This is a genomic window from Sphingomonas montana (genome assembly GCF_001956315.1).
GTDB classification, from domain to species: domain Bacteria; phylum Pseudomonadota; class Alphaproteobacteria; order Sphingomonadales; family Sphingomonadaceae; genus Sphingomonas_R; species Sphingomonas_R montana.
The window spans coordinates 362,771-380,452 of the sequence record NZ_MOLY01000045.1; the positions used below are offsets into that span (position 1 = coordinate 362,771).

Below are 17,682 nucleotides of genomic sequence, written 5' to 3' on the forward strand. Positions count from 1 at the left end.
TGGTTTAAGTTGCAGCTGGCCGGTGGGTGGCCGGTGAAAGGCTTGGGCCTTTAAGCGGCGATCAACCGCCGTGGAGGCGCGGTATTGTCAAGGTGGTCGACTTGCCCGCCCCATTGCCACCCAGCAACGCAGTGATGCTGCCAGCGGCGACGGAAAGCGAGAGGCCGTCGAGAACGCGGTGACCACCATATGCCAGCACGAGGTCGCGGATGGCGATAGGGTGATCGTGGGTATCGCACATGGAGACCTCGACGGTAGGACAGAGCGGAACAAGCGCGGCGGGATCGTCGCAAACCCGTCAGGATGGTCCGGAAGCGATGATATAGCGTATCATACGGGATTATTACCGCGTTGCAATATCTGGCCTTCGAGAAGCCAAAGCCGGTAGCCTGTGACACGCGTGTCGCGGAGTCACGCCACAGATCATCCGAACGTCGTCGCCAGTTTTCCTTCGATGCAGGCATGGTCGATCGAGACGATAAGGTACGTCTAGGCGGTGCCGCGTTGATCGGTATAGTCTCGTTATGGCGGTAAAATCCCCGAACACTACATCCGCCACAAAGGTGGCCAAGCCAGTCAAGCGGCGCAGCGTCGCCGACAAGCGTGCAAGTCAGACAAAGGGCACTAGCAAGCCGGATGTTCGCATTTTCATGTCCTACTCGCATCTTGATGCGGCGGCACAGGTGAAGCTGAACAGGCATCTGGCGCCGTGGCGACGTGACGGCGTTACCGTCTGGTATGACGAGAGCATCGAGCCGGGGAACGCCCTGAGTACCGAGATCGGCCAGGAACTCCGACGCGCCCATATCTTCGTTGCGCTGTTCAGTCCTGCCTACCTCGACAGCCACTACTGCTGGGATATCGAGTACAAGCGCGCCATGAGCCGCCGGGCGCGTGGACTGATGCGTGTGGTTGCGGTGGTGGTGAAGCCGTGCGGCTGGAAACAAACCCGGGCATCCGGCTTCAAGCTGCTCCCCAAAGATGGAATACCGCCCGAGAGCTGGTCGAGCAGCGATGCGGCCTACGTCAACGTCGCGCAGGGTATCGGTGAGGTGATCCAGGCGGTCCGGCGTGAGCTGATCGCGAAGCCAACCACGCCGGCTCGTGCCACGGCTAAGCCTACCCAAAAGCTAAAACCCCGGCCCACGGCTCCAAAGGCGATGATTGCCAGGTCAAAGAAGGCAAGCGTGGGCCCCGCCACGAAAGTGGGCAAGTCGCCCCCGCGGGGGCGTAAGGCCTTGACGAAACCGTGACCGGGGTAGGGAAACGGTGCTGCCTCGCCGCCATGCTTTCGATCCTTGTCGGCTGCGCTTCGCCTGCCGCGATCGAGGGGCCGGTACGGTTAGGGCAAACGACATTCGTCGATGGCCCCAAGGTGAGACCGGAACAGGTCATCGAGGACAGTCGCTGCCCACCTGACACTCAATGTGTCTGGGAAGGCCGTCTGGTTGTGCGTGTGACCGTGTCAGGCGGAGGGTGGTCTAAGCGGATCGACCTTACCCTCGGTATCCCGACGGTGGTCGCAGACGGCATGCTGACATTGGTCGCGGCGGTCCCGGAGCACCGGATCGGACAACCGGGTGGCAAGCCACCAGCGTCCCGGTTCACGTTTCGCTTCCAAGGGGGAAGGTAGGCAGCGGACAACCCGGTGTGTCACAACCGCTCGGTTGTGACACCTGCAGTGGCCTGACGGCTCTTGACCAAAATGCGTCGTTCCGACGCGACTGCAAGAACGTCGCCTTACGCCAAATCCAGATATTAGCACGCTCGGCAACGCCCTAGCAGCAGTGCTCATCCGTTTTGCCCATCCCGGCTGCTGCAATCAAACCTGTGGTGTGCCTGCGTTTGGCTAGGTACGCTAAAAGAAGCGACGGCCTGCAAGCAAGGCAAGGTAATCAACTCGCAGCAGTGGCTGGAGCGCAGGGGGCGGCAATGAGTTATGCATATTGGCGTAAATGTGATTTTCAGTTGCACTCGCCGCGAGACCCTAACTGGTCGGGCGCGCGTCCTATTGGCGTCGGCGAAGACCTGAACGGACAGCCGGCAACTGTGGCGGACGTTGATGGTCAACGACAGCTCTGGGCAGATTCATTCGTCGATGGCTGCGTCGCGCGGGGCCTGGAAGCCATCGGTCTCACCGATCATCACGAGATGGTCATGGTGCCATACGTCCAAGAGGCGATAGCGCGCCGCAGGGCCGCCGACCCTTCATTCGACCTCTGGCTTTTCCCGGGAATGGAACTCACCGCGCGTGGCGGCGTGCAATGCCTCATCCTGTTCGACGCCGATCTGTCGGAAGATTGGCGACGGGAGGCGTTGGGGAAGCTGGGCATCGTCGTTGCGGATCTCGACGACAAGGCTATCAAAGCCCCGCGCGTCACGCAGATCACCTGCTCCTATCCTGAGATCGCCAGCGAATTGGACACGGTCCAGAGGCTGGTAGGCCGCTACATCGTGCTGCCGAACGTATCTCAAGGCGGCCGACACACCGTGCTCCGCGACGGGGCCCACGCAGACTTCAAGACGATGCCCTATGTCGGGGGCTATCTCGACAACGGGCAAACCGTCGGCACCCTGCAACAATCGAACCGGACCCGGCTTTCTGGAACCGATCCCATGTGGGGCGATCGCTACATATATCCCTTGCCGACCTCCGATGCGCGCTCAGCCGATCTAGCCAACGTCGGCACGAACAATTGCTGGATCAAGCTCGCTGCACCTACTGCCGAGGCCATTCGTCAAGCCTTCCTGGGCTACCAGTCGCGCATTTCGGTCGGCCGCCCGTCTGTATCGAACCTCAGCGTCTCCGCAATCCGCCTGACCGGCTCCACAATTCTCACCGACGCAAGCCTTCTGTTCAGCGCCGAACAGAACGCCTTCATCGGCGGCCGCGGTAGCGGAAAGAGCAGCTATCTTGAATATGTCGCGTTCGGCTTAGGTCGAAGCTGCTTCGACCTGAAGAAGACGGAATATAGCGGCAGCGACCGCAACGCCGCGCTCATCAAGGACACCATCGTCAGCGCGGGTGCGGGAGTTGAGCTGGACGTTCTTCAGGACGGTGCTCGGTTTAAGATCACGCGGACTGGTGGGAATAGCTACCAACCACAGGTCACTTACCCTGACGGCTCGATCCAAGAACTATCGACCAAGGAGCTGCGCTCGCTGTTTCCGTCGGTCGTCTACAGTCAAGGCGAGCTTTCCGAAATCGGCAAGCAGGCGGGAAAGCGCGCGCAGCTTTCGGATCTGCTGCAATTCGTTGAACCCGAGTTCAAGCGTGAAGACGACCGCCTTCTGGCCGATCTTGAAGCTGCCAAGCTTGCGGTGCGTGGCGCCCTCCAAACACTCGTCGAGGCATGGTCGACACAACAGGAACTGCACAAGCTGACGACCGCTAAAGGCGCGCTCGAACAGCGCATTGCGGCGCTTCGGAAAACGCTCCCGGCGCAGTCCGATGACGATAAGAAAACCGTCGGACGTTACGACAGCCTGGCCGAATATGATGGGCGCCGTTCCCAGGCTTCGGCGCAGGTCGCCGCCGTCATGGATGAGCTGACCGAGCTGTGGCGTACGTCGCGGCAGCCTGTCGATCTCGCATCCGATCTGCCCGAGGCGACCGAGTTTCGGAACTTATACGCGCGCTTCAACTTCCAGTTTCAGGCCGGTGTCGAAGCGCTGGGCAAGCAGCTGGGAACCATTCGCACCGAGATGGACGGTGCGCAGGAGAAACTCGCCGCGACCACGGCAACCGCAAAGTCGAGCCGCGACAAGGTAATGGAGAAGCTAGTCGAGCATCGGTCCGTCACCACCCAGATCGACAATCTACAGAACGAATTGAAGGCGCTGGTTGAGAGGATCGGCACCGTACAGGTCGCGATGACCTCGCCGGACGAGAAATTCGGCGCGCTGTCGCGTGCCATGGACGCCCTCAAAGCCGCAGTGACCGCGCGCGGAGAGAAGACAGCAGACTGGGCTCGTCAAATCGAAACGCTTTCGGGCGGCCGCATCAGAGCCGATCTTCATGTCGACGGCGGTTGGACCGAAATTCGGGAGGCCGTTGACCGGCTCAGCGCCAAGTCCGGCTCACAGGCGGAAAGCCGCCAGACCCAAGTCACCGAACAAATTACGGCCGCTTCGCCCTGGGTGTTCCTCGATGCCCTGCGGGCGGAATGTCTCGCTGCCCTTCGGTACAAGTATGTCGGTTCGAACATCGCCGGCGAGCAACTCTCCTATTCGACGCTGTCCCGAACCATCGGAGGCACGGAGAAAACGCTCGCGACATGCCTCGACCTCATGGACCTTCCGCGGATCGAGGCCATCGCGACTGCGGCACCGCAACCCGACATTTCGCTGTCCTATTGCGATGACGATAGGAAAATCTCGTTCGAGCAGGCTTCCGAAGGGCAGCGCGCGGCCGCACTGTTGCTCATGCTTTTGGAGCAGCCAGGCGGTCCCCTGATCGTCGATCAGCCAGAAGGCGATCTCGACAACAAGGTTATCTCCGCCGTTACGGAAAAGCTCCACGACGCCAAGCAGCGCCGCCAGATCATTTTCGCGAGCCACAACGCCAACATCGTCGTGAATGGCTCGTCCGAACTAGTTGTGAGCATGGACCTGTCGGACAGCGGAAAGCGGCAAATTCACTGCGGCGGCGCCATCGATCGGGCCGATGTCTGCTCGACGATCACGGCCACCATGGAAGGCGGCGAAAAGGCGTTCCGCGATCGTAAGAGCAAGTACGGATACTAGGGTACCGACATGAATCGAACGCAGGCAGCCTTGGTCAGCCGAGGAATGGATACCGTCCGCGCCCAACAGCTCGCCGAAGGCGGGTGGACTCTAAGCAAGCTCAAAGCCTCCACGAAGGCGGACTTGACGGCGCTGGGGCTGGACGAGGCCAGCATCTCTCAGATTTTAACGGGATCCAGGCCGGCCATTCCCCTTCAAACGCTGATGCAGGTGCTATTTGCGAACCGCTTCACCTGCTGCGTCTGCCGGAAGTCCGAACGTGGCATCATCCTACACCATATCATCCCATGGGAGACGAGCCGCGATCACAGCGCAGCGAATCTGGCTGTCCTCTGCTTAGAGCATCACGAGAAGGCCCACGTCCGGAGCACGTTATCCAGGAATCTCGACGCTGACGCCCTCCGCTCATTCAAGACAGCGTGGGAAGAGATGTGCCGGGAGTCCGATCTGTCGGCGATCCTCTATGCGTCAAGGGTGGACTATGACGCCTGGCTCTATTTCAATCATCTGAGACTGTTCGAACTCGCGAAACAACTCCGGCTCGGCTTCAAAAAAATCGACGGCTTCAGTGCCGCGCGTCGGTTGAGGCTGATCGATGCCGCCGGGAACATTCTGCCTCGAAATTCGCACCTTTCCTATATGTACGACGGAGCGGAAGGGCAGACCCTCTACCATTATGTCCGCAGCGTATTGGAAGAGGTGCTAGAGCGAATCCGCGTCATCAACTTCTCCGACCTGCTCGATCGATCCAATGTGCATACCCTGTTGGCGGCAGGCGACTTTCTGCTTGTCCAAGGGGCGCATACGTTCAAGGGGCTGACGGATCGCAGGAAGGGCCAGGGCGAGGCGATGAAGGGTTCTCGCCGCGCCAACAATGTCGAGTTGCGATACACTTTCGATAGGTGGGAGGCGACATCTATGTCCGCGTGGTCGACCTGGCTCGCCGGCCGTCAATCCGTTGCCAGCCTCTTGCAGGTGAAGGATATCCAACGGGAGGATGGCGACGCTGTCATCGCCGGCACCGTGATCGCGATCTCGAACGGGCATCACAAGCTGCAGCACCGGAACTACTCACCGCGTTATGGCCGATACATGTTTTATAATAACGACGAAGATGAGGGACTTGACGACTGGGGAGATGCTACATCATCGCGCTAAAAGCGTGGGAAACGTGTCCTTCTACCTGAAATCTTTGAATGCCTGCTCTTGCCGAATGCCGACTTTCGCCTCTGTGCCTGCGTACGGCGGCTAAGTCCCAAAGGGCCGCTCGTATGAAGGTGTCAAAACCGGACGGTTTTGACACCAGAAGACGCGAAGCGGTTCTGTTTTGGGCAGCCTATGCTGCGTAGCGGCCGTCGTTTAGCCGGCGGGCTAGTCCCACACCGGCGAGCGCGTCGAGGACCGGGCGGACGGTGCCGGCGCGCTTGCCCTTGAAGGTGCGCGCGACGTCCTGCGCGGCCATCGGCCGGGCGGCGGTGGCGAGGATCGCCTGCACCGCGCCGACCTGCTCTGGCAGGCTGGCGGGCCAGGGGATGACATTGCTGACGGGTGCGACCGCGGCTTCGCCCAGATCGAGCGTCGCCGAGACCGGCGCGCGATAGCCCGGGTCTTGATAGTCGGGACGCAGATAGCGGATCAGCCCGCGCGCTTCCTCGCCCGCGCGTTCGGCGTTGAGCGCGACCAGCCGGGTGAGGATTGTCTCGTCATCGAGCGTCCCTGCGCGATGATCGTCACCCCAGCCATAGGCGTCGGCCACGCCGTCATCGATCGCATCGTGATGCTGGCGGATCAGCGTCACCAGCCCGCGATCATGCACGTCGCGGTCCTTGCCGGTCAGCGCCGGACCGCCGCTGTCTGCCGCGCACAACGCCTCCAGCACATTGTAAAGCTTGGTCAGCGTCAGGTCGGGATGCTCGGCGAGCACGCGCTTGCGCAGCGCATCGAGCGCCTCCGCCTCTGCGCGGATGCGCGCCTTGAGCGGTTCGGGCACGTCAGCAGGGAAGGGAAAGGGGTCGAAACATTCTCCGACGTTGTAATTAAGATCGTTTCCGACTCCCTGCCTAGCGCCCCAAGCGATCGACCAGGCCGAGTGTACTGTGGAACTAAGAACTCCGAGATGAAAGGCGTCGTCTAGCGCTATCGCTACTAGTCGGCTTTCCGCCAAAACAACTCGATCTACAAATGCGAACATGCGATGCTTCGCCGTTCGCGCAGTAATAATGTAGCGATTTAAGAAGGTGAGAGCGCGCCGAAGATCCCTTCTTGGCTCGCCATATATCCACCATCGATCGCGGTATACCTCACGAGCGTTGGTTTGCCGCTGTGGCCAGACGTGTGAGTAAAGGTGCTGATAAATGAGCGGATAATTAATCCGAAGATCGACCTCGGTCAGGTCGAAGGCGTCAATTGTATAGTTTCCGCGATCGCCCGAAGTAAGATCTCGCCCGCTCATGTACGGTTTGATAAGTGCACCGTACGCGGCCCCGTGATTAGTGATCTCATCGCGTTCGTTCTTTGTGAGGACAAACCCGCCGCCAATCAACGTGACACCCAACGAGGCAAGGCGTGCGTTTGACAGTAGTTTTTGTGATGCGAGCAAACTAGCGCCCACCTTTAGGTTGGCGCTGACGCTGCCCGTGTACTCCTGTAAGACCTCTAACCCGGGAGCCGCCCCTTCAGCGACAACCGAAATAACTTTTCCTGGCAAGCGACCCGCTGCAGCTACCGACATGGACACCCGAACTGCCGCAGATCCGGTTTCATCGACCCAAGGATGGTCCGCCGCCGCGAAGGAAATATGGATCTCATCACTCGATGCGAGATGCTTGCTCAGCACCTGCCGGTTAAAAGTCTGGGTCAGGGAATTTGTAGTAATGAATCCAAACCGTCTTATATTTCCCTGCCTGAGCAAGCGCGCTGCGATGTCCCACCAATACATCACGAAATCGACAGACTGTGGCACATTCCAGCTTCGAAATAGAGCGTCTACATAGCCCTCGCTAAGTCGGTCCCGCATCCGCTTGTTCCCGATGAACGGCGGATTCCCAATGATGTAATCCGCTTTGGGCCATATGGCGGCCTTCGGCTTAACGTAGCGATACACTTCCACGCGCGCAGCTTCGTCCGGCACCGGTTTGCCTGTCACCGGGTGAATCTTCATCGTCTCGCCGTCCCAGCTGGTGACGGGCGCACCGCTCTCGTCGCGCTCCAGCACCCGCGCGTCCCAGTCGATCAGCGCGTCGCGATTCTCGATCGTGCGGATGTCGCGCAGGATCGGTTCGGGCGGTGGGCTGTTTTTCCCGTTTACGCGGAAATGCCATTGCAGATAGCCGATCCACAGCACTAGCTGCGCGATCGCTGCCGCGCGCGGGTTGATCTCGATCCCCAGGAAATTCTCGGGTGTGATCGTGTGGCCGGTCAGTTCGGCGACGTACTGCGTATCGCCAAGGTCCATCAGCAGATCGAGGACCTCGCCCTCCAGCTCCTTCATCCGCGCCATTGCGACGTACAGGAAGTTGCCGGTACCGCACGCCGGGTCGAGCACGCGCGTGGCGGCGAGCCGGCCATGGAATGTCTCGATCGTACGGCGCGCCTCGTCAGGCTTGTCCTGATCGATCAGCTCGGCGGCGGCGACGCGCACGCCCGCCCAGTCGGCTCGAAGCGGCTCGATGATGGTTGGGCCGACGAGCCGCTCGACATAAGCGCGCGGCGTATAATGCGCGCCGAGCTTGGCTCGCTCCTTCGGGTTCAGCGCCCGTTCGAGCAAAGTCCCAAAGATCGCGGGCTCGACCTCGGTCCAGTCCTTCTCCGACGCCTCGATCAGCACCAGCAGCTCGGCGCGATCGAGCGGGAGCGCGGCGGTATCCTTGAACAGATAGCCGTTGAACCGCTTGACCGGGATGCCGAGCGCGGGGGCGAACGTCCCTTTGTCCATCGCTGCCCAAAGCGACGATAATTGATGGTGGAGATGCTCGGGATGACCGAGCTGGCCGCGCAGCAGCGTCTTGAAGCTGTCCTGCGGCAACAGCACGCCGGTATCCTCGGCGAACATCGTGAACAATAGCCGCATCAGGAAGCCGCTGACCGCCTCCGCCGAATGGCCGCGGGCCTCCAGCCGGCGCGAGATCGTGGCGAGCAGGTCGGCCACCTCGCGCGTGACGCGCGCCGACTGTGTCGAGGGATCGAGGCTCTTGGGATCGGTCCAGATCGCGGCGAGGCGTTTGCGGACGTCGGCGTCGCGCAGGTCCTCCAGCATGACGCGGTAGCGCGACCGGTCGGGGAATTGCGCATACGCCTTCCCGCTGCCGGTGAAGTCGGCATAGACCTCGATGCAATAGCCGATGTCGGTGACGAGCAGGAACGGCGGCCAGCCATGATCGACCGGCAGCGCCTTGGCATAGCGTTCGGCCTGGCCCTTGGCCTGCACCATCGACTTGGCCCAGCCGGGTGTGCCGCGCCTGGCGGTGCCGCGCTTCATGCGCGCGGATGCGGTCTGGCCAAACAGGTCAAGATCGTCCTCGCCGCGTAGCGCCGCCGCGCGATCGGCGTCGCTGCCCTGCTTGGCCTCGAGGATGAAGGCGCCGCGGCGATAGGCGTCGATCCGGCCGAAGCTGCTGGTGCCGTCGCCATTGTCCTGGAAGACGCGGCGCTCGAACACATAGTCGTTGTGCGCGTCGTCGGTGCGACTGCCGTCGGGCGCCGCGACGCCGATCAGGCGGCACAGGCCGTTGATAAAGCTTTGCGTGTTGGCAAGCTCGGACCCGCCGGTATCGCGCCATTGCGCGATGAACGCTTCGACTTCGGTATCATCCCCCATTCAGGCATCTATGGCTAGGAACGATGCTGGGACAACCATTGATCTGAGATTTCCCAATGTGGGAATTTTTGTTGTTTCCCGTCACGGGAAATGCTACGCCGCTGGTATGAGGATTATAGCTAGGAACAAGCTTATCGCGTTCTGGGCGAAGCATCCGATGACGGAGGCCTCTTTGAGGCATTGGCATGAGGTTGCCGGAGCAGCTGCTTGGCAAAGCCCCCTGGATGTCGTTGCCGACTTCTCGAAAGCGAAGTCGCTTAACGGTGAGCGGGTGCGGTTCGAGGTGGCGGGTGGCGACTATCGTATGGTGGTAGCGTTCGACTGGAAGCGATCGATTGCCTTCATCAAGTTCGTCGGAACGCACGCGGAATACGACAAGATCGATGCCCTGACGGTAAGCCTGTTTTGATGATGCCTATTGGAGGTGGTGCGATGCACATTCGTCCTATCCGGACCGACGAAGACCATGAAACTGCGCTGCGGGAGATCGAGGCACTGTGGGGAGCAGAGGAAGGCACTGACGCTGGTGATCGGCTCGATGTGCTCGCCACGTTGGTCGAAACGTATGAAAGCCGGCGCTGGCCTATCGAACCACTTGATCCGGTGGGCGCGATCGAGGCGGCAATGGAAATGAACGGTCACACGCGCGCCGAACTGGCGGCGCTGATCGGCCAATCACGGGCGACCGAGATACTGGCGCGTCACCGTGCCCTCACCCTGCCCATGATCCGCAAGATCGCCGGGGCATGGCACGTACCGGAGAAGGTGCTGGTTCAGGACTACGCTTTGGCCAAGGCGTAATCCGGGCAGTCGCGTGCAATCCGGCCCCTATCGAATGCGAGCGACAACCGGCTGCACGCAAGGAATGCCCTGTAAACGGTCAGTCGACAGGCTTTGATGCAAGCGCTGCACGAGTAGGCTCGCTGATCAGCGGATCGCTTACGGTGGTGCGACGACGCATTGTCCAAATCAGGTTGGCTAGGCTGGAGATGACGGCGGCGACCGCGAGCAACGTAGGTGGATCAAGAATAAGCATCGTGCGACTCCTTGTTCCTGCTATGTACCAAAGAGGTTCGTTGTAGGACAGCCCCGTCACGGTTTCCTCGCGCTTCGACGTGTCGCTAACGGGGTGCACCTGCCTGATACGCAGCGCTTCTGCTCGCTCATCGGCATCACCTAGCTGTCTGCTCGAGCATGCTCATTGGAGTGGGCGTAATCCAGTCGGCTCCCCGCATGGGGTACGGCCCATAGAACAGGTCGCCGAGCGCACGCCGGTAATGTGCGTTCATCCACCGCCGGCGACGATGCTCAGGTCCGTCATGGATCATGTGGCAGCGCTGGCAGAGCGCTGCCATCCGGTTGAGCGCACTGTCGCTCGGATCATGGTTTAGGTGGGCACAAGCCAGCACCACCGGCGTCCAAGCACCGTGCGCCAGGATATTCTCTGTAGGACGTCGCACGCGCCTCCCTTGGCCGTTGCGCCAGCATAGCCGCTTCCGGTCCCACCATCGCCCGTCCCCCAGATGGAAGACCCTTTGGCCATGGGGGCGACCGCAATGCTCGCACTGGCCCTCTGCCCGGACAAAGCGGACATGATACGACAGCTGCGGCCAGTCGATCGGGTAGAGGTACACATGCTCGGGACGGATCGGCATCAGGCGTCTGATACCGATGCGATCGACCGAGATGACCCAGTCGTCAGAGAGGCTGCCGTCTCCGCAGTCAGCGCCCGGTAGAGTGTGGCATGATGGCATTTGAGAAGCTTTGCCGCCTCCCGGACGGAAGTGCCCTCCCCGACTAGGCGCAGACCCAACGCGATCTGATCGGCAGTCAACTTGGGTGGTCGCCCGAACCGTACCCCCCTCGCCTTCGCAGCAACCCGGCCCGTGCTGGTACGCTGATGGATCAGCGCCCGCTCAAACTCGGCGATGCCGGCAAACACGGTCAGCACCATCCGCCCTGCAGGCGAGGTGGTATCGGCCCATGGTTCACCGATCGACCGAAGCCCTGCCCCGACCTCGTTCAGCCTCTCGGCAATATCGAGCAGATCCCGGGTTGAGCGTGCAAGCCGATCAAGCCGCGTCACGACCACGACGTCGTCAGCCCGGATCTGGTCGAGCAGGCGCGCCAACTCCGGCCGGTCGCGCCTGGCGCCAGACACCTTCTCTTCGAAAATGCGACGGCAGCCGGCCTCGGTCAGTGCGGCGCCTTGCAGCCGCAGATCCTGATCGTCGGTCGAGACGCGTGCGTAGCCAGTCAACATGTCGCAAATATGTATTGAAATGCACGACTAATGCAACTGATTTGTGCGACATCAGGAACGTTGGAAACACGTTCGCTACCAGCGTGTCGCAAAACTTAGGAGTTTCGCGACAACCGATCGGCTCTAGCGGTGTCTTTCGACAAAACCGGCATGCGACTGAGCGGGTGACACTGCCCCCGGCTGCGCCAGTTCCGATATCTGAGGTTCCTTCAGACCCAGGTGGCGTGCGGCTATCCCCACCCCGGGTGGCTGTTCCCGGAGCCGGACTATCCTTCGACTGACACGTAGGCGAACGTTCGGTTGGGTGGAAAGAGGCACACATAATCTATGTGAACGACGAGTGGCTGCCTCGGAGCTATTGATTAGTTATGCCAACGTTTACAGTTCGCACTATCAACCATGTCTTCTCTGCAGAGGCGAAGTTCGAAAATCAACCGACCGCCGATGATGCGCTTCCCTTGGGCGTGCACGGTGCCGTGTTGATCGCTGCGGATGAGTTAGTTAAGGAAGAGGCCGTCGCAGCGGTCGAAATCACAGTCGAAGATGAAAATTGCCTTATGCTTCGCAGGTCCGCTGTCTCGGTGTCGGTGGCACCGCTCTCCGTTGGTGCCGTAGAAGAAAGGTCGTGGAATTCAGCGGATGCGTAGCGCACAGCCACAAGGCCGGCCGAAACGGAGGTTGCTCTGTAGGATTTGGAGCGGCAGGAGCGCCAGGCGGCCAATCTAGTGGACGAGCCCCGCCCAGGGGCGTGAGGGCGGCGCGATCCCCGTCGGAATGCATGATCTGCTGCGCGCAGGCCCAGACTTCCCAGTCGTCGATCATTGAAGCACGTTCGGATCGTCGGGGCCGTTCAACGCATGAAGCATATCCATAACCCTGCACCATCGATCGTAGCCGGCACGATCTGTTGCCTGCATTGCATGCCTGAACATGCCGATGAAAACGTCGCCGACGTTCTTGCCGTGCTTCTCATGCAGGCCCGCCGCGAAAGCCCATAGCTGAGCCTCGCTGCGGCCGAGTGTTGGGTCGTCGTCCAAGTCACATCCCCTGATCGTTCACAAGTGTGGGCGACATGGATGGATGAGCACGCCTTCGCTCTGCGCATGCTTGATCGCAAAACCGGCTTCACGCACTAAGCCCGCTAAGCGGTAACCGAGAGTGACCTCGCCCATTTCCGCAGTGATAGTGTCCCAGACCATGTTGTGGCACTGGCGATGCACTGGAAGGTCGCCTACGCTGGTCGGTAGATAGACGCGACCTCCCGCACAGGTGCCGTTGGACGGGTGCCAAACAACTAGCCGGGCGCAGCATCCTGAGCGTTCATCCGTATGCCAGTCGCTTCGAATAAACCTGGCATCTTTCTAACCAAAACTAATGCGAATAGCTGTCTCAACGGCTTTCATCTGCTCCAGCTTATATCTGTATCGGTTTGCCAAGATCACATGAACGTCCAGTGATTTCTCACATCTCGCCCGAGTTGCTGCCTCCTCCTCGCGTGCTATGCAAAAAGCTAAATCGTCAGGGTTAAACGGCTTTATCATTGACTTACCCCTCACTACCCCAACGAGACAATTATGCACCGTGAAAATACAAAAATCCTTGAGCTATGTTTATGAAGAGCTCTTAAAAGCGATTAGTCTTTTACCTTTGTGATCAGGAGGACGCAATGTACGAGTGGATCGTTGAAGCCGACCTGCATCGACTAAGAGAAGCCCGTAGGGCCGCCGAGAGTAATCAAGAACGCCAATGCCTTGACGGGCTGATTGCCGCCATGATCCGAAAGGTTCCAGCCCGTTCTCCCTGGACTGCTATGCAGGAAAGCGAGCAGTCGACGTGGAGTTACAAGCAAACTTAGCCGGATCCCGACTTCTGCGCTGTCTTACGCTTCGCCAAATCCGCTAATCGAAGAACGCTGACAAGGAACAATCCGTGTCAAACTCCACCCCGCTCGATCCGACCTCCACCACAGCGCCGGACGCCCCACCATTCGATGATGGGATCGAGCAAACGGGCGAAACGCTGATCCATAACTACACCTTGAACTTCGGACCGCAACATCCGGCGGCACACGGAGTGCTGCGGCTCGTTCTTGAACTCGATGGTGAAATCGTCGACCGGGTTGATCCGCATATCGGCTTTCTTCATCGAGGGACGGAAAAGTTCATCGAGAATAAACCCTATCTACAGACTATCCCCTACTTCGATCGCTTGGACTATTGCTCACCGATGTGCATGGAGCATACATATGTGCTTGCGATAGAAAAGCTTTTGGGTTTGCCGGTGCCGCTCAGGGCGCAATATCTACGGGTGTTTTTTGCGGAGCTTACGCGGATCAAGAACCATCTGATCAACCTTGGCAGTCATGTCATGGATGTTGGCGCTATGACGCCGAACCTGTGGTTATTCGAGTTGCGGGAAGATATTATGGGCTTCTACGAACGCACTTCGGGTTCGCGCATGCACGCAAACTATTTCCGTCCTGGCGGTGTTCATCAGGACGTACCGCTAAAGCTACTGACAGACATTGGCGACTGGCTGGATGTTCGGCTGCCCAATTTGTTCGAAGAATCGATCAGTCTCGTGGCAGACAATCGTATATTCAAGCAGCGTAATGTCGATATCGGTACCGTCGACCGCGACACCGCGATCGCCTGGGGCTTCTCCGGCCCGGTGCTGCGTGCGTCCGGGCTACCCTGGGATCTGCGTCGCAGCCAACCCTACGACGTTTACGACCGGATGGACTTCGACATTCCGGTCGGAACCAACGGAGATTGCTATGATCGTTTCATGGTGCGGGTAGAAGAGGTGCGCCAGTCGGCACGCATCATGAGGCAGTGCCTGCAGCAAATGCCTGAAGGGCCGATCGCGTCGCTGGACAGGAAGATAGTGCCTCCCCGCCGCGCAGACATGAAAACGTCGATGGAGGCGCTCATCCACCATTTCAAATTATATACCGAGGGATTTCACGTTCCGGCGGGCGAAGTCTATGTCGCCACGGAAAGCCCGAAGGGGGAGTTCGGCGTTTATCTCGTCGCCGACGGTAGCAACCGGGCATATCGGTGTAAGATCCGGCCGACGGGCTTCAGCCACCTCCAGGCCATGGACATGATGACCCGGGGGCACATGCTAGCCGATGTGACTGCGATCCTAGGATCACTCGACATCGTGTTCGGCGAGGTCGATCGCTAAAGGGCCGTTGCCATTTCGCGTCGAGCGACCGGCTACCGTCACCTGCCTTGTTATCCTGCCGCCAAAGAACAGGTTGCTCTGGCTATCTATTTTGCGCCAGCCAAACAGTCGATTCCCCGCCGGCAATTAATCAAGGATATGCGGGTCACGCCCGAGATAAGTGGACGCAGCCCCGCGTCGCAGCAAGGACGTCGACAAGAGCATCGACGATCTGAAACCCAGCGTATGGGGCCATCAAGCAGCGATGGTCAGAAAATGGGAACACCACTTGGGCGTGCGCCGAGTGGATAACGACCGTCCTGACGTCTCTCTCGATCGCTACCTCAATCAGGGCAACGCCGTGGCGGCGGGGAAGCCCCTGACTGAGCACCATTGCATGGACGCGTGGTTCGAGACCAAGCAACGTCAGGCCGTCGGCCCTCTCACCAACGGTGTCAACCACGCAGGCTCCCGCCGCCTCAATAACCCTACCTAGATAGAGTTGCCGAAACGAATCCTCGTGCGCGATAAGCACACGTCGTCCCTCCAGTTTTTGTGGGATGCGCATGCAATCTTATAAAATCACCGGACTAAGGTTTCACTACCCATGTTAGTGAATTACGCTGGCATTCTACGGGTGCATGCCAGGATATAATGCGTTGCTTGGTAATAAGTTAATTCTGCGGAGTAGCTGGCCGCTAGGAATAGCATATATGGCCAATATTGAGCAGATGATCAGGAGGCAGCGCGTTCTGGCCGACTTTGGGGAATTCGCTCTTCGGAGCCAGGATTTGGACGAGGTGCTGACGGAGGCATGCCGGCTGATCGGCGACGCCTTGGCTACCGATCTCGCGAAGGTTGTGGAAATCGAAGAGGACCGACAGAGCCTTTTTGTGCGGTCCGGTGTCGGATGGCCGTCTGGCGTCGTCGGCGAGACCCATTTGCCAATGGGCGACCACACCTCGGAATCCTACGCGATCAAGCAAGGCATGCCTGTCATCACGCCTGACATCATCACGGAGCGACGGTTCGCTTTCCCGGACCTTATGAAGAATGCCGGCGTGCGCGGCGCCGTGAACGTCCCGATTTTCCTCCCCGGCGGCAAGGCGTATGGGCTGTTGCAGGTCGATAGTCGTGAACCCTGGAACCCCGATACGCTCGATACCGAGTTCCTGCGGACTTACGCCACCATCCTCGGTCCGGTCATCGATCGGCTCCATCAGGTTCATGCGTTGCGACTGGCGACGGACAGGAACGTGACCCTGCTCGATGAGCTGCAGCACCGTATTAAGAACAACATTGCCGCAATCACCAGCCTCGTCCGGCTGCGCAGGCACAAGGCCGCGACGGAGGACGCGCGCTACGAACTGGGTGTCGTGGGTGAACGGATCGAAGCGCTCCGTCTGGTTCACGAACATGTCTACGCCGCCAAGAACGCCGGCCGCCTGCCGCTGCGTCCGTACGTCAAGCAGTTGTTGGAAGGATTGGTCGCGCTCCATGAGGAAGCGGCAGTCCGGCTAAGTGTGCAAATGGAGGATATGGAAGTAGGCAGCGATACCGCGATCCCGCTTGGCCTGATCTTGAACGAGTTCACGACCAACAGCATGAAATACGCTTTCGAGGGCGAATCCAAACAGGCCCTGATCCTTGTCGAGGCTGAGCAGCGTGACGGTCGCCTGCGGGTCCGAATCAGCGACAATGGAAAAGGGTTGCCGGCCGCGACAAAGGAGGCCCGACCGGGCTCTGGAACGGGAATGGCATTGATCGCAAGGCTTTCGCGGCAGATCGGCGCGAAGCCCGATTGGTCTTCAGAGCAGGGCACTGCACTGTGCTTGGAATTCGAACGTCGTAAGTAGCGCTGACGGCGTGGAGTGACCTGCTCCCCGCTCTCAGCCCGCTGATAACTTAGCTTTGGTGTCCACATGCCCCGGGCAGGGCGGTTGGTAAACTCGGCGCGCGCCATGCCGCCAAGCTGCTATGCGGTCGAACGGTGTTGTAGTCCGTCCGCGCTGCCCCGATGATCCGACTCGCAGCAGTAAGCGAGGGAAACAGGTGCTTGTTCTGTCTGGTAAAAGTAGGGAAAAACTGCTAGTCTTTGTTGCTTGAGGGATCGAGGAAATTCTCTTGAGATATTTCGCCATCTTAGCCTATTTTTGTTAGGGGCCTGTAGCACAGCATCGCAACTTAATAATTATAGGATTTCTTGAAAACATTAGCGATAATAACATAAATCATGTTGTTTCTAACTTTTTTATTAACTCTAGTTAAGAGTCGTCATTTGTTCATGTATATATATCCAACATTGTAAATGTTGGAGAACATCATGTATTATCACGACAGCCGCCTCCAATATCCCGTGACTGTCGATAGCCCGGACCCCGCATTCGCGACGCTGCTTCAGCAGGCGATCGGCGGGGTTGAGGGTGAAATACGCGTCTGCATGCAGTATTTTTTCCAGGCATGGGGCAACCGTGCGCCAGACACCAAGTATCGGGACATGTTGCTCCATACGGCCACTGAAGAGATCGGTCATATCGAGATGCTTGCGACCGCCGTGGCGCTCAACCTCGACAAGGCACCGACCAAGCTTCAGGAAGCAGGCGCAACCGACAGCATCGTTGGGACAGTGATGGGCGGCGGCAACGGGCGTCACGCCATCGAAGGCATGATCCACAAGAATTTGTTGTCG

Annotated in this window: 15 protein-coding genes and 1 pseudogene; 10 read left to right on the top strand and 6 right to left on the bottom strand. The window is 59.5% G+C overall.

What is annotated here, in order from left to right:
• Positions 1-85: 85 nt before the first annotated feature.
• Positions 86-241, bottom strand: a pseudogene (locus tag BKY59_RS15110) (ATP-binding cassette domain-containing protein); the annotation flags it as partial.
• A 322-nt stretch (positions 242-563) separates the two neighbouring features.
• On the opposite strand from BKY59_RS15110, the gene BKY59_RS15115 reads away from it, so the two are divergent.
• From BKY59_RS15115 to BKY59_RS15130, 3 genes are all read left to right on the top strand, one after another.
• The gene (locus BKY59_RS15115; protein ID WP_165374867.1) at positions 564-1,253 is read left to right on the top strand and encodes a toll/interleukin-1 receptor domain-containing protein; all 690 of its coding nucleotides are present in this window, start codon (positions 564-566) and stop codon (positions 1,251-1,253) included.
• Between the two features lie 679 nt (positions 1,254-1,932).
• Positions 1,933-4,746, top strand: a complete 2,814-nt coding sequence (locus BKY59_RS15125; protein ID WP_240500129.1) for a TrlF family AAA-like ATPase — start codon at positions 1,933-1,935, stop codon at positions 4,744-4,746.
• 9 nt (positions 4,747-4,755) lie between these two features.
• Positions 4,756-5,904 (top strand): HNH endonuclease signature motif containing protein, encoded by a 1,149-nt coding sequence (locus BKY59_RS15130; protein ID WP_076072949.1) that lies wholly within the window; start codon positions 4,756-4,758, stop codon positions 5,902-5,904.
• A 178-nt stretch (positions 5,905-6,082) separates the two neighbouring features.
• On the opposite strand, the gene BKY59_RS15135 is transcribed toward BKY59_RS15130, so the two are convergent.
• The gene (locus tag BKY59_RS15135) at positions 6,083-9,562 is read right to left on the bottom strand and encodes a class I SAM-dependent DNA methyltransferase (protein ID WP_076072950.1); all 3,480 of its coding nucleotides are present in this window, start codon (positions 9,560-9,562) and stop codon (positions 6,083-6,085) included.
• Between the two features lie 10 nt (positions 9,563-9,572).
• Here BKY59_RS15135 and BKY59_RS15140 point away from each other — a divergent pair, with 10 nt between their 5' ends.
• Both BKY59_RS15140 and BKY59_RS15145 read left to right on the top strand, forming a co-directional pair.
• Positions 9,573-9,971 (top strand): type II toxin-antitoxin system HigB family toxin, encoded by a 399-nt coding sequence (locus BKY59_RS15140; RefSeq protein WP_240500130.1) that lies wholly within the window; start codon positions 9,573-9,575, stop codon positions 9,969-9,971.
• A 23-nt stretch (positions 9,972-9,994) separates the two neighbouring features.
• Entirely contained in the window at positions 9,995-10,363 is a 369-nt protein-coding gene (locus tag BKY59_RS15145; protein WP_076072952.1) for a helix-turn-helix domain-containing protein, read from the top strand.
• Positions 10,364-10,442: 79 nt separating this feature from the next.
• Here BKY59_RS15145 and BKY59_RS17830 read toward each other — a convergent pair whose 3' ends face one another.
• Entirely contained in the window at positions 10,443-10,598 is a 156-nt protein-coding gene (locus BKY59_RS17830; RefSeq protein ID WP_165374868.1) for a hypothetical protein, read from the bottom strand.
• A gap of 618 nt (positions 10,599-11,216) precedes the next feature.
• On the bottom strand, positions 11,217-11,825 hold the full coding sequence (locus BKY59_RS15155; RefSeq protein WP_076072954.1) for a recombinase family protein: 609 nt from the start codon (positions 11,823-11,825) through the stop codon (positions 11,217-11,219).
• 368 nt (positions 11,826-12,193) lie between these two features.
• On the opposite strand from BKY59_RS15155, the gene BKY59_RS17495 reads away from it, so the two are divergent.
• Complete coding sequence (locus BKY59_RS17495; protein ID WP_129586415.1) at positions 12,194-12,472, top strand: hypothetical protein; 279 nt, start codon at positions 12,194-12,196, stop codon at positions 12,470-12,472.
• Positions 12,473-12,643: 171 nt separating this feature from the next.
• Here the strand turns inward: BKY59_RS17495 and BKY59_RS15160 are convergent, their stop codons facing one another.
• Complete coding sequence (locus tag BKY59_RS15160) at positions 12,644-12,862, bottom strand: hypothetical protein (RefSeq protein ID WP_076072955.1); 219 nt, start codon at positions 12,860-12,862, stop codon at positions 12,644-12,646.
• Between the two features lie 961 nt (positions 12,863-13,823).
• Between BKY59_RS15160 and BKY59_RS15165 the strand changes: the two genes are divergently transcribed.
• The 3 genes from BKY59_RS15165 to BKY59_RS15175 all read left to right on the top strand — a co-directional run bounded on the left by BKY59_RS15165 (position 13,824) and on the right by BKY59_RS15175 (position 16,849).
• A complete protein-coding gene (locus BKY59_RS15165) occupies positions 13,824-15,014 on the top strand; it encodes an NADH-quinone oxidoreductase subunit D (protein WP_076073008.1) in 1,191 nt (396 codons plus the stop codon).
• Between the two features lie 160 nt (positions 15,015-15,174).
• The gene (locus BKY59_RS17500; protein WP_129586416.1) at positions 15,175-15,489 is read left to right on the top strand and encodes a hypothetical protein; all 315 of its coding nucleotides are present in this window, start codon (positions 15,175-15,177) and stop codon (positions 15,487-15,489) included.
• 217 nt (positions 15,490-15,706) lie between these two features.
• Entirely contained in the window at positions 15,707-16,849 is a 1,143-nt protein-coding gene (locus BKY59_RS15175; protein ID WP_076072957.1) for a sensor histidine kinase, read from the top strand.
• A 49-nt stretch (positions 16,850-16,898) separates the two neighbouring features.
• Here the strand turns inward: BKY59_RS15175 and BKY59_RS18380 are convergent, their stop codons facing one another.
• A complete protein-coding gene (locus tag BKY59_RS18380; RefSeq protein WP_083672186.1) occupies positions 16,899-17,045 on the bottom strand; it encodes an integrase core domain-containing protein in 147 nt (48 codons plus the stop codon).
• A 256-nt stretch (positions 17,046-17,301) separates the two neighbouring features.
• Between BKY59_RS18380 and BKY59_RS15185 the strand changes: the two genes are divergently transcribed.
• On the top strand, positions 17,302-17,682 hold a 381-nt coding region (locus tag BKY59_RS15185), incomplete at its 3' end, for a manganese catalase family protein (protein ID WP_240500131.1).

Bases quoted from the DNA above. Each gene is read 5' to 3' on its own strand.
- BKY59_RS17830 (WP_165374868.1), bottom strand. From the start codon at position 10,598: ATGCTTATTCTTGATCCACCTACGTTGCTCGCGGTCGCCGCCGTCATC.
- BKY59_RS15145 (WP_076072952.1), top strand. From the start codon at position 9,995: ATGCACATTCGTCCTATCCGGACCGACGAAGACCATGAAACTGCGCTG.
- BKY59_RS15135 (WP_076072950.1), bottom strand. From the start codon at position 9,562: ATGGGGGATGATACCGAAGTCGAAGCGTTCATCGCGCAATGGCGCGAT.
- BKY59_RS15175 (WP_076072957.1), top strand. From the start codon at position 15,707: ATGGCCAATATTGAGCAGATGATCAGGAGGCAGCGCGTTCTGGCCGAC.
- BKY59_RS15125 (WP_240500129.1), top strand. From the start codon at position 1,933: ATGAGTTATGCATATTGGCGTAAATGTGATTTTCAGTTGCACTCGCCG.
- BKY59_RS17495 (WP_129586415.1), top strand. From the start codon at position 12,194: ATGCCAACGTTTACAGTTCGCACTATCAACCATGTCTTCTCTGCAGAG.
- BKY59_RS15155 (WP_076072954.1), bottom strand. From the start codon at position 11,825: ATGTTGACTGGCTACGCACGCGTCTCGACCGACGATCAGGATCTGCGG.
- BKY59_RS15140 (WP_240500130.1), top strand. From the start codon at position 9,573: ATGGCTAGGAACGATGCTGGGACAACCATTGATCTGAGATTTCCCAAT.
- BKY59_RS15130 (WP_076072949.1), top strand. From the start codon at position 4,756: ATGAATCGAACGCAGGCAGCCTTGGTCAGCCGAGGAATGGATACCGTC.